This window comes from Flagellimonas hymeniacidonis, assembly GCF_008040165.1.
Taxonomy (GTDB): domain Bacteria; phylum Bacteroidota; class Bacteroidia; order Flavobacteriales; family Flavobacteriaceae; genus Flagellimonas; species Flagellimonas hymeniacidonis.
Window position 1 is genome coordinate 1,692,041 of the sequence record NZ_VRUR01000001.1, and the last position, 11,650, is coordinate 1,703,690.

Annotated in this window: 12 protein-coding genes and 1 tRNA gene; 7 read left to right on the forward strand and 6 right to left on the reverse strand. The window is 37.0% G+C overall.

Going from position 1 to position 11,650, the window contains the following annotated elements; genetic code table 11:
• Positions 1 to 3: 3 nt before the first annotated feature.
• The 4 genes from FVB32_RS07685 (at position 4) to FVB32_RS07700 (ending at position 4,225) form a co-directional block, all read left to right on the forward strand.
• Positions 4 to 873, forward strand: coding sequence for a hypothetical protein (locus FVB32_RS07685; protein ID WP_147742801.1), 870 nt, complete (start codon positions 4 to 6; stop codon positions 871 to 873).
• Between the two features lie 46 nt (positions 874 to 919).
• Entirely contained in the window at positions 920 to 1,936 is a 1,017-nt protein-coding gene (locus FVB32_RS07690) for a glycoside hydrolase family 113 (RefSeq protein WP_147742803.1), read from the forward strand.
• 17 nt (positions 1,937 to 1,953) lie between these two features.
• Complete coding sequence (locus FVB32_RS07695; protein WP_147742805.1) at positions 1,954 to 3,216, forward strand: BamA/TamA family outer membrane protein; 1,263 nt, start codon at positions 1,954 to 1,956, stop codon at positions 3,214 to 3,216.
• A 76-nt stretch (positions 3,217 to 3,292) separates the two neighbouring features.
• The gene (locus FVB32_RS07700) at positions 3,293 to 4,225 is read left to right on the forward strand and encodes an N-acetylmuramoyl-L-alanine amidase (protein WP_147742807.1); all 933 of its coding nucleotides are present in this window, start codon (positions 3,293 to 3,295) and stop codon (positions 4,223 to 4,225) included.
• A gap of 3 nt (positions 4,226 to 4,228) precedes the next feature.
• Here FVB32_RS07700 and FVB32_RS07705 read toward each other — a convergent pair whose 3' ends face one another.
• From FVB32_RS07705 to FVB32_RS07720, 4 genes are all read right to left on the reverse strand, one after another.
• Positions 4,229 to 4,939, reverse strand: coding sequence for a TIGR04283 family arsenosugar biosynthesis glycosyltransferase (locus tag FVB32_RS07705; protein WP_147742809.1), 711 nt, complete (start codon positions 4,937 to 4,939; stop codon positions 4,229 to 4,231).
• Positions 4,926 to 5,834: a DUF547 domain-containing protein gene (locus tag FVB32_RS07710; protein WP_246139844.1), complete on the reverse strand. Its 909-nt coding sequence runs from the start codon at positions 5,832 to 5,834 to the stop codon at positions 4,926 to 4,928. The genes FVB32_RS07705 and FVB32_RS07710 overlap by 14 nt, the downstream gene beginning before the upstream one ends.
• Before the next feature lie 122 nt (positions 5,835 to 5,956).
• On the reverse strand, positions 5,957 to 6,772 hold the full coding sequence (locus FVB32_RS07715; protein WP_147742811.1) for a purine-nucleoside phosphorylase: 816 nt from the start codon (positions 6,770 to 6,772) through the stop codon (positions 5,957 to 5,959).
• A 4-nt stretch (positions 6,773 to 6,776) separates the two neighbouring features.
• Positions 6,777 to 7,394, reverse strand: coding sequence for a TIGR04282 family arsenosugar biosynthesis glycosyltransferase (locus FVB32_RS07720; RefSeq protein WP_246139845.1), 618 nt, complete (start codon positions 7,392 to 7,394; stop codon positions 6,777 to 6,779).
• A 285-nt stretch (positions 7,395 to 7,679) separates the two neighbouring features.
• On the opposite strand from FVB32_RS07720, the gene FVB32_RS07725 reads away from it, so the two are divergent.
• The 3 genes from FVB32_RS07725 (at position 7,680) to FVB32_RS07735 (ending at position 11,147) form a co-directional block, all read left to right on the forward strand.
• A complete protein-coding gene (locus tag FVB32_RS07725) occupies positions 7,680 to 9,227 on the forward strand; it encodes a glycoside hydrolase family 32 protein (RefSeq protein WP_147742813.1) in 1,548 nt (515 codons plus the stop codon).
• A 115-nt stretch (positions 9,228 to 9,342) separates the two neighbouring features.
• Positions 9,343 to 10,332, forward strand: a complete 990-nt coding sequence (gap, locus tag FVB32_RS07730) for a type I glyceraldehyde-3-phosphate dehydrogenase (protein WP_147742814.1) — start codon at positions 9,343 to 9,345, stop codon at positions 10,330 to 10,332.
• Between the two features lie 365 nt (positions 10,333 to 10,697).
• Positions 10,698 to 11,147 (forward strand): hypothetical protein, encoded by a 450-nt coding sequence (locus FVB32_RS07735; protein WP_147742817.1) that lies wholly within the window; start codon positions 10,698 to 10,700, stop codon positions 11,145 to 11,147.
• 38 nt (positions 11,148 to 11,185) lie between these two features.
• On the opposite strand, the gene FVB32_RS07740 is transcribed toward FVB32_RS07735, so the two are convergent.
• Together FVB32_RS07740 and FVB32_RS07745 are read right to left on the reverse strand one after the other, a co-directional pair.
• Positions 11,186 to 11,413 (reverse strand): hypothetical protein, encoded by a 228-nt coding sequence (locus tag FVB32_RS07740; protein ID WP_147742820.1) that lies wholly within the window; start codon positions 11,411 to 11,413, stop codon positions 11,186 to 11,188.
• Positions 11,414 to 11,565: 152 nt separating this feature from the next.
• A tRNA-Phe gene (locus FVB32_RS07745) sits at positions 11,566 to 11,638 on the reverse strand.
• Between the last annotated feature and the right edge of the window lie 12 nt (positions 11,639 to 11,650).

The window sequence follows — 11,650 nt, forward strand, 5'->3', positions numbered from 1 at the left end:
ATCATGAAAAAAATAAAATACGGAATCCTATTTGCTGGAATCATAATGTTCTCTTTATCAGGATTTTCTCAAGATGATCCAGCTGGAAGTAATATTCAAAATTTAACGCCATCAAAATTAATTGGTAAGGGACAGTGGGACATTAAATGGTTCAACAATTTGTATACAGAGACAGAGGACACTTTTAGCGGTGATATCCCTCGGAATGTTTTCTTTACGTCAACATTGGATATTTTCACTGGAGTAGGCGAAAACAAACGTGTAAATTTAGGGCTGCTACTGGAGTTTAGATCTAATACTACTGGTGGAAGAGGAGTGTTTGATTTTCTATCTTTTGATGGTGAAGAAGGCTCTGCCAGATCAGGGTTGACTTCCTTTGCTCCAGCCGTGAAGTTCACTCCGTTTAAGAACGTGAACAACTTTTCTATTCAGAGTGCATTTTTTATCCCTTTAGTGGATAATGAAACAGAAAATGGGGTTTTCCTTGACCAAAATGGATTTATATGGCAAAACCGTTTTTTCTATGACTACACTTTTCCTGGGGATAAATGGCAGTTGTTCAGTGAATTAAATAGTGAAGTGAATTTTGGTGATAAGGATGAGAGTTTTGCAAATAATAGTCTTCGGTTAACACCAGGACTCTTTCTAAGTTATTTTCCATCGTCTAACTTCACCATATTAGGATTAGTGCAACACTCACAACTTCTTGATTTGGGTAATGATTTTACGCAAAATTTCACTGCTGTAGGTGGTGGGGTTAAGTTTCAATTATCACAACCTTTAAACCTTGAATTGTTGTACACCAACTTTGTAAGAGGTAATGATACTGGGTTAGGGCAAACATTTAACATAGGATTACGGGCTGTGCTATAGACCCAAAGACATAAAAGAGTATTTTAGGAGTCTTAATTTTTTAACTATGAAAAGATTAGGGCTCCTATGCTTATGCCTACTCCAGTTTTCATGTAGCAGTCAAAATGCTGAAAAGATTAATGGAGTAAGTTTTGTTGGATCCAGAGACGCTGTTGACCAAGCGCATGTAGATCCCGTCCTGCGGGTAAATGCCAATTATGCTGCAGTAATGCCCTTCGGCTTTGCGAGAAACCTGAACTCGCCCAATATTATTTTTGATACAGATAGACAATGGTATGGAGAAACAAGACGAGGCGCAAAACAATACATTGAACTACTCCAGAAGAATGGAGTTAAAATTATGTTGAAGCCTCAAATTTGGGTTTGGCGAGGAGAGTTTACAGGAGATATGACGATGAAGTCGGAAGAAGATTGGAAGGCTCTAGAAGATTCTTACAGCAAATTTATTTTAGCCTATGCAAGATTGGCGGAAGAAACAAAATCTGAAATGTATTGCATCGGTACCGAATTGGAAGAATTTGTAAAGAATAGACCTGAATATTGGCATGACTTAATTGCAGAAGTAAAAAAAATCTATCACGGTAAAATTACATATGCTGCCAATTGGGATGAATACAAAAGAACACCTTTTTGGAAAGAACTGGATTACATTGGTGTGGATGCATATTTTCCCCTATCAACAGAACGCTTTCCAACAATGGAAGAATTGAAATCTGGATGGCAACCCTGGAAAACGAAGTTGGCGGAAATAGCCACAACTAATGGGAAGCCAATACTTTTTACAGAGTTTGGTTATAGGAGTATGGATTATACAGCAAAAAAACCTTGGTTGGTGGATCAAAATGATATGGATGTGAATTTGGAAGCTCAAGCAGATGCAACCCAGGCGATTTTTGATGAATTTTGGAAGGAAGATTGGTTTGCAGGAGGTTTTGTTTGGAAATGGTTTATCCATCATGATGTTTCAGGAGGGTCCAAAGACAATAGGTTTACCCCACAAAACAAACCAGCCGAATCTGTAATTCGTAAACATTATACAACATTGCAAGAATCCAAATTTTAGTCCAGTAAGGATAGTTCATGATACGTACCGCTGCCACCATTCTCTTTTGCTTTTTTATGGTTTCGGCATATGGTCAAAATAAGGTAGCGGATTTAAAAGTTCAAGGGAACAAACGAACAAAGACTTCCTTTATAAAAAAGATTACCAGACTTAAAGCTGGTATGGATTTAGACTCTTCACTTATTGCAGAAGATATATACAGGCTTAAGCGTTTACCTTCGGTATCCCACGCTTATTTTCAAGTTTTCCCCGCTCACGAAGAAGGTCAATATAATGTGTTTTATGGAATAGAAGAGAATTTTACGCTTATCCCGTTTGCAAGTGTCTATACTTCCAATAATGACGAATTTGCCTTTAGGGTGGGCTTGCAGGAGTTCAATGTATTAGGGAATAACATAACGCTGGGAGGTTTTTATCAAAGGGATGTTTTTAATTCGTTTGGAGCACACCTAAGAGCACCGTATCTTTTTAGCAATAAATTGGGCCTCGCCATCAGTTATCAGGACTTAATCACCCAAGAGCCTGTATTTTTGGATAATGGAACTGCGGATTATAAATACAATAACGAAGCTTTTGAGATTTTAGGACTGTATGAAATAAATTTTAGGCATAGGGTAGAACTGGGAATCAACTTTTTTACCGAAGACTATCAATACCTATTTGGAACAACAGATCCAGAAGTGCCTCAGACATTAAACGTAAACAAATACTTGTATAAATTCATTTACAATTACGATGGTATCGAGTATTACTATCAGTATTTATCTGGTTTCAAGAGCACCCTTAATTTTCAATATGTAAATAGTGCAAATGAGCAACTGCCAGAGTTTGCAATTGGATTCAATGATTTTGCATATTATTTACGAGTTGGACAAAAAGGCAATTGGGCTAGTAGGTTACGTTTAGGACTCTCCAGTAATTTGGATACTCCATTTGCACCATTTGCTGTAGACAATAACCTTAATATTCGTGGTGTGGGAAACACCATTGATAGAGGCACAGCTGCAATCGTTTTGAATACCGAATACAGGCATACCCTTATCGACAAAGATTGGTTTGTATTACAAAGCAACGTTTTTGTGGACGGAGGATCCTGGCGAAACCCAGGAGGGGATTTTAGTGACTTTGGAGATGACCAGAATTTAAGAATTTATCCGGGGATTGGCATTAGATTTATGCATAAGAAGATTTTCAATGCCATTTTTAGAATAGATTACGGCCATGGTATTACCAATGAGGCTTCCAAGGGAATAGTATTTGGAATTGGGCAATATTTTTAATGTATTTCATCGATGATTTTTGCATTTCATCGATTTTCACCATATTTGCAGTGCACCCCTGCAACACCATTTTACTATGAGATTAATACCAGCAATTTTATTGTGGGCAAGCATGTCGTTTAAGCTGTTTGCCCAAGACAATTATTACACCGTTACGGCTGTACCAGGAGATGGAATTTTTTCTATCCTCAGAAAGCAGGGATTAGATCCGATTAAATATTATGAAACGTTTATCACATTAAATACTGAGGACATAAAAGATGGGAGCATGTTGCATGCAGGGAGGAAATATAAAATCCCCAATGCGGAGGATTCCTTTAAAAATACTGGGGTGAGGGTACAAGTATCTGAAGATGCTGAGAAACCAATATTCAATACAGAGCTAGCCAAGATGTCCCATAAAAGCAATACGCTCAAAAATGCTGTGTATTATTTGATTGCCGAAGACCAGACCAAAACGGAAAACAAGTTTGTAAGTGGTATTACAAAAAGCCTGGCGGCAGAACTTATGGTACATGGAGCCACAGTTTTTATTATAGAAGACAAGGATGAAAAACTCACGAATAGTGTGCCTTTGACAGAAGTGGAAAAAATGGGGTGGTATGTTGAAACTATAAACAAACGCTACCTTCAGAATACTGGAAAATACCAAAGACTTCTACTTATTAGAGCAAATGGCCTTATAGAAAATGGGAATATGGATGTTGCGGTATATCATCATAATAAGAGTGAAAAAGGACAACGCCTTGCAGAAAATATTCAAACAGTTTTTAAGAAACACAGTGTATCCAACCGTTCCTTTAAAAATAGTAAGATGGTTTTTGAGGATAAGAACAGTCTTTATTTGGCAAAGAACACACTACCTGCCGTTAGCTTGTTGACCATAAATAGTACTTCCAAAACTTCTGGTGAAGCAGGTATTCCAGTTCGTTCAGATAAAAAGTCCTTTGCAAACTGGCTCACAAGTGGAATTCTGAAGGATTATGCTGATTTAGAAATAGAAGATTAGACCTTATGCATTTAGAATATGCTTGGAGTAGTATTGAAAGAGTTCATCAGGACCTGCGCCCAAATAGTTTTTTACATGAATCATTGCAAAATGGAACTGTACTCTTAGCCATCCTTTTTCCCGGTACTTTCTGGCTGAGGTAATCACATGATCCGGAAGAACTTTAAATGAGGTTTTACGGTAAAGGCGTTGTATAAATTCCGTGTCTTCATAAATTAGGTAATCCTCATTAAACCCTTCTGTTTCTTTAAATAAATTACGCATTATAAATAGGGATTGATCTCCTCCCCTGCAAAGCGTATGGTTTATTCTGGAGAGCCACGCAAAAAAGCGTAAAATAGGATTCTTAGTATCAAATCGCATTCTAAAACACCCAGATTCGTGACCTTGTTCAATGGCATCCAATATCATTAAATCAAAATTCTGTGGAGGGGAGGTGTCTGCATGCAAAAAGTAGAGTGTATTCCCCGTGGCATACCTTGCCCCTAAGTTCATTTGTCTGGCTCTTCCTTTTTTAGATTGAACTACTTTGGCACCATATTGCTGTGCTATGGCAACAGTCTTATCTGAGCTACCCCCATCTATACAAATGATTTCCTCAATATTTTTTGTGGAACTTGTTTGAGCTATGTGCGTTAATATCTTTCCCAGATAGTTTTCCTCGTTTAAAACGGGAATTATAATGCTAATGGTATTGTTTTTATTTGACTTCATTTAAGCTCCAGTCATAGTCCAAATACTCAATTTTTACTTTTTTGTCAATGGGATTTTCCAAGTAGGGATTAATGTACTCCAGTAAAGAAGAATCTTGGGTAAAATCACTTTTATACCACTTAAAAATTTTGGAAAGTTGGGCAACCCCATTTTCAAAACGATTTCTTTTTTTATCGTTTACAAAATCGACCGTTGCTTTAGAAAGCAGGCGCTCCATACTTTTAGCTGTAAATGCTACATTTAGCAATTTGGGACATGAATATGAGGCACAATTTATAGCGAAATGAATTCTAGGTTCATTCATTTTACGCAATACCTCATGCTCTATATCATTTAATGATGTAGTGCTCTTGCCTATGGCAATCCATTTTTTCTTCCAGCGGTTTGGAATGTCTTTGATGCTTTTTGTGGGGTAATTGTCGACAATCAATTTTACTGTGGCCGCATTATATAGATTGATGTAATATGCTAGTTTTTCATTCTTTTCCCAATCAGACGATGGGGCTTTTTGCTGTAAATATTCTAGATAGGTTTCCAAACGGGTCATATCATTTTTAAACCCGAGGTAGTTTACATTGCCATCTTCATCAACATATTTTTTGAGCAAATCATTCCATACACTATGATCGATGGATGTGACAGCAATGTTCACCTGCTTTTTTGGAGTCATGTTCTCCGCCTGAGGATTACTCTGTGATTCTTTTGTTTTGGAAATTTTGATGGTATCTGAAGAAATAACTTCTGGCAAAGTTTCATTTAGCTCTAATTCGATTGATTTTGTAGTATCCGCCACAACAATTTCTTCTTTGCTGGATTCCGTTATTTGTGGACCTATTGCCTTTCCATTACATGACAGAATTAGGGCTCCAAATAGCAAATGCAAAATAAGATTCATAAGCAATTAGATTTGAGATGTACTTTAGAATTAACTGGATAGTCTGAAAGATGTGCCCAACCTTTCAAAAATTTTGCAAAAAACTATTGACAATCTTCCTTATTGCCATGTAATTGCTTGTTTTAAATTTCCTTCATCAATTCTTTGAACAACTTGATCATTTTGGGCTCTGTTTTCCCTGCTATTTCAATAATTTCTGCAATGTTTACTGGCAATAGATTATCTGGATCACATTCATCGGTTAAAACAGAAACGGCCATAATGGGCAGGCGCAAATGATTGGCAACAATCACTTCAGGAACAGTGCTCATCCCAACAGCATCGGCCCCCAGTATTTTAAGCATACGGTACTCTGCTTTGGTTTCTAATTGTGGCCCAACAACAGAAGCATAAACCCCTTTCTGCAGTGTAATACCCTCTTTTTTTGCTATAGCTTCAATTTTGTTGCGCATATTTAAATCATATGGCTCGCTCATATCCACGAAGCGATCACCAAACTCAGCCACATTTTTAAAAGCCAAAGGGGATCCCCCTTGAAGATTAATATGGTCTTCAATCAGCATGATATCTCCTTTCTTGTAATCGAGATTGATGGCCCCAGCGGCGTTGGAAACAAATAGTTTTTTAATTCCCAATTGATGCATTACACGAATGGGATAGGTAATGTCTAGAAAATCGTATCCCTCATATAAATGAAACCGACCTTGCATCACTACTACGGTTTTGTCACCTATGGTTCCATAAATCAGTTTCCCCGAGTGAAACTCCACGGTAGCAAGAGGAAAATATGGGATATGATTGTAATGGGCTTCGATGGAATTTTCAATTTCCTCTACCAATTGGCCCAATCCTGTGCCCAGTACAATTCCAATTTCTGGGGTATCAAAGCCTTTCTTTTTTAAATACTCAACGGACTCGTTTAGCTGTTTTTTAGTCATTACTTTATAAATGTTTTAGAAAGCGTTGAAAAGCATCGATATCTTTAATGTCCTCATAATGATCAACATCGTTTTTAGCTTTCAACAAAAAATAGTTATCGTTTTTTAGGTTTTCCATCGTGCTTGAAAGAACCGTTTCTGTTCCCCAAGTCTTGTTTTCAAACAGTTCTTTTTTTAGAGAAGTCATACCCAAAAGATAATAACCCCCATCTTCTGCAGGCCCAACTACATATTTATGATTGTTAAGTGCTGCAAATGCCGCCTCCAAATCTGTTTGTGAAAGATCGTACATATCACTCCCAATAACAATGATTTTTTCAAATCCAGCATTAAACCCTTTTTGAAAAGCGTTCAGCATACGCGTTCCTAAATCAGGTCCAAGTTGTAGTTCCTTGTGATAATCATCATTGTCCCAAATATCATCTTTCCAAATGGCTTCGGAATAATAAACGTGTTTTTGGGCCGGAAGACCCTTCGTAATGGAAACGGTATGCTCCAATAAGAATTTATAAATTTCCAGGGCAGCGGTATCACCTACTTTGGCGGCAAGTCTTGTTTTGCATTTACCTAGCTCAGGATTACGCGTAAAGATTAAGAGTAGATTCTTGTTTTTGATATGCAATGGGCTTTGATTTGAGGGGTGTAAAAGTTTCTAGTATTCGTCAGTATGGTTTTGCAATACTTACTATAATTATACATTTTCTATTTATTCAAGTATCGCGTATCATTCAGCTTTAACCTTTTCCTTTAAGAACTCATGGTAAGCCTTCTTAAGTAATACATGTCCATTAAATGAATAGTAGATCTAAGATGTTTTGCCATGCTTTAAATGGGCTATAAAGATACTGTTTTGTATATTTTGAAATAGATTTTGTTACCTTGAAGATGAAATTAGTATTCAATTGAAATGAGAAGAATAATCCTTCCAATTTTAGTATTATGCATGTTCTTTGCTTGCAAGAAAAAAGTAGAGAAGCAGCAGAGAGAAAATCCAATAGCAGATAATTACACTGAAGAATACCGACCCCAGTTTCACTTTTCCCCTCCAGAAAAATGGATGAATGATCCTAATGGATTGGTATACAATGATGGAGTTTATCATTTGTTTTATCAGTATTATCCAGAAGATATTGTTTGGGGTCCTATGCACTGGGGGCATGCAATTTCTAAGGATTTAGTGTATTGGGAACATAAACCCATAGCGTTGTACCCCGACGAAAATGGGCTGATATTTTCTGGTAGTGCCGTGGTTGACAAAAATAACACCTCAGGATTTGCTAAGGAAGGGGAGACTCCTTTAGTGGCTATTTTTACATATCATGATATGGAAGGGGAAAAGGCTGGAAGGACAGATTTTCAAACCCAGGGAATTGCATTCAGTTTGGATAACGGTGATACCTGGGTCAAGTATAAAGATAACCCGGTCATTGGCAATAATGGAATAAAGGACTTTAGAGATCCAAAGGTTTTTTGGCATGAAGCGTCGGAAAACTGGATTTTATCCTTAGTGGCGGGAGATCATGCGAAGTTTTATTCATCCAAAAATCTAAAAGAGTGGAAATATTTGAGTGATTTTGGAAAAACGCAAGGTGCCCATGGTGGAGTTTGGGAATGCCCAGATTTGTTTCCTTTAAAAGTTGAGGGCTCAGAAGAAGAAAAATGGGTACTGATCATAAGTATCAATCCTGGTGCTCCTAATGGTGGTAGTGGCACGCAATACTTTATTGGAGAGTTTGATGGTAAAAAATTTGTGTCGAACCAAAAAGAACCTAAATGGCTAGATTATGGTACAGATAATTATGCAGGGGTAACCTACAATAATGTGCCCAATGACGACCGTATCTTTATTGGCTGGATGAGCAACTGGGATTATGCCAGAGACACACCAACAAAAAAATGGCGAAGTGCCATGACTTTGCCTAGAAAACTTTCTCTTAGAAATATTGACGAAGAATACCTACTAACTAATTACCCATTAAAGCAAGTATTTGAATTGCCCGGAGAGGTTTTAGTAGAAAGCTTAAATGTATCCAATCTGGCCACAGAGACCATAAATACTAATGGATTAAATCAATCTCAAATTAGTTTCACCACAACTTCCAAAGATTATAGGTTGACTTTTAAAAACAATCTGGATGAGACTTTGGAATTAGTTATGGACGCTAAGAACAATGCCTTCTTACTTAACCGAATGGAATCTGGAAAGGTGAACTTCCAAGCAGAATTTGGTAATAAAAAACACTTTATGCCAATAACACATTTGTCACAAGGTGAATATGAAGTGAAGATTTTGTTGGATTGGTCGTCTATAGAAATTTTTATTGACAAAGGCCAATATGCAATGACTGAACAAATTTTCTCTAACGAAGCATATAATCAATTGATTATTGAAAATTTGGACCCAGAGTTTTCCATTAAAAATGTAAAAATTAAGAGGGTAGAATCTGTTTGGTAATGCTCCCCAGAGCTATAAATATTTATTGACTTTAAGGCTGTAGGCTTTGTAATTTAATAGGCAGTTTTCAGACTAATGAAACTTAAAAACAAGTAATAACTTAAGAACATCAAAAATGAAAATAGGAATAAATGGAATGGGACGAATTGGCCGTGCTGCATTGAAAGTAATCAATGAAACTCCAGGATTGGAAGTAGTGGCAGTAAATGATATTGTATCCATAGAAAATACAGCATATTTATTAAAATACGATACAGTTTATGGCGTATATGACAAGGAGGTTTCCCACAAATCGGATTCATTAATTGTAGACGGGCAAAAAATCCAATATACATCCGTTAGAAACCCTGAGGACCTTCCGTGGGGCAAAAACCAAGTGGATTTGGTAATTGAGAGTACTGGAGTTTTTACTAAGGGAGAGGATGCAGAGCGTCACCTTAAAGCAGGAGCGAAAACAGTAATTATTTCGGCTCCAACAAGCAGTGCAGATACACCAACAGTTGTGCATGGGGTAAATACTTCAGATGGTAACACCAATGTATTCTCATGTGCTAGTTGTACCACAAACAATATTAGCCCAGTGGTTGAAGTGTTGGGTCGAAGAATTGGTATTAAAAAAGCCATTATGACCACCGTGCATGCGTATACGGCATCTCAAGGAATGGTAGACGCACCTTCAAAAAAGAATTTTAGGATGGGGAGGGCTGGCGCCCAGAATTTGATTCCGACGACTACAGGAGCGGCAATTGCAACTACTAAGGCCTTACCAGAATATGCAGGCAGGTTTGATGGAGTTGCGATACGTGTACCGGTTCCGGTAGGATCAATTTCAGATATGACTTTTGTTACAGAAAGACCTGTAACCGTAGAAGAAGTAAATCAAATTTTGATGGAAGAAGCCAAAACAGACCGATATGCTGATGTTTTAGACACTACAAATGAACCTATTGTATCCTCAGATATCATTCAAAGTCCCTATGCATCAACAGTAGATTTGGCAATGACAAAGGTGGTAGATGGAGATTTACTTAAAGTAATGACATGGTATGATAATGAATGGGGATTCACCAATCAAATGGTAAGGCAGATTAAAGAAATGCAATAAGAGTTGAGTTTACCTAAAAAAGTAAGGGCCAGCATGTACATGCTGGCCCTTACTTTTAAAACATAAAATGATATAGGCTGTTGATAAGAGAGCACACGGAGCAGGTGATTACAAAATACCAAAATAAGTAGCCCATTTTTTCTTCTATAGTGTTCATTTTAAAAGTATTTGTTTTTGGTTGAGGTTCTGATTTACCTTTCGAAAGTACAGAAATGTTTGGCTTATAATTTTACATTTTTGTTAGTTGCAGGGAAAAAGATATAAATGGTAAAAATTACTTCGTAAATGGTATTTGTAACAGAATTCCATAGATTTTTTGAAGCTTTTGGTTTTTGAAGTCTAATTTTATGGGAACGGAATGAACTATGGATTATAAAGACGTTGATCAAAATATTGCAGGAGGAATGCGGAAATGGGGAATCCCTGCAATCCGGATTTCTTTTGCTATCATATTTTTTTGGTTTGGGATTTTAAAGCCTTTTGGATTGTCTGCAGCTGAAGATCTCTTAAAAGCAACGGTGGCATGGTTACCCTTTGGGGAAACAGATGTTTGGTTGGCCGTGATTGGCTGGTGGGAGGTTATAATCGGAATTACATTTTTATTTAAATACACAACCCGAATTGCGATAGCCCTATTATTATTGCAGATGATAGGTACTTTTATGCCTTTGGTGTTTTTACCAGAAGTGACATTTCAGAATGGAAACTATTTACTGCCAACCTTGGAAGGGCAGTATATAATAAAAAATGTAATGATTATTTCTGCTGCACTAATAGTGGGAGGAACTTTTTTCAAATCCAAGAAAAACCCCTGATTGGCTGCAATAGGTAATTTTGATTAAGCAGAATCAAATTATACTAGCGGAGTACCCTTTAAACGCTTTTCTATTTTACGCTTCTTTTCGGTAAGACGCTTCATTACATCCATTAAGTTGGAATCGTTCGTCTCTTTATAAATTTCGTTAATTGAAAGTATAAGTTGTTTAGCCTCTCTTGAAGCTGCTACTCGATCGCTAGTGGACATATGACTCAAAGTTCTGTTTTCAAACTCTTTTGCCTTTTCTAATAAGTCTTCGGTCATTTTTATTTAAAATTAATCTAGATTGGCTAAATATAAGAGTTAGTTTCATATTTTATGCCTATATCGCTATTCGATTTCTATATTTATGAAATTATTAAGAATAATACTACGCCTATAAAACAAAAAAACCGGCAATTTAGCCGGTTTTTTTGTGGTACCTCCAGGAATCGAACCAGGGACACACGGATTTTCAGTCCGTTGCTCTACCAACTGAGCTAAGGTACCTTCCAAAGCCTT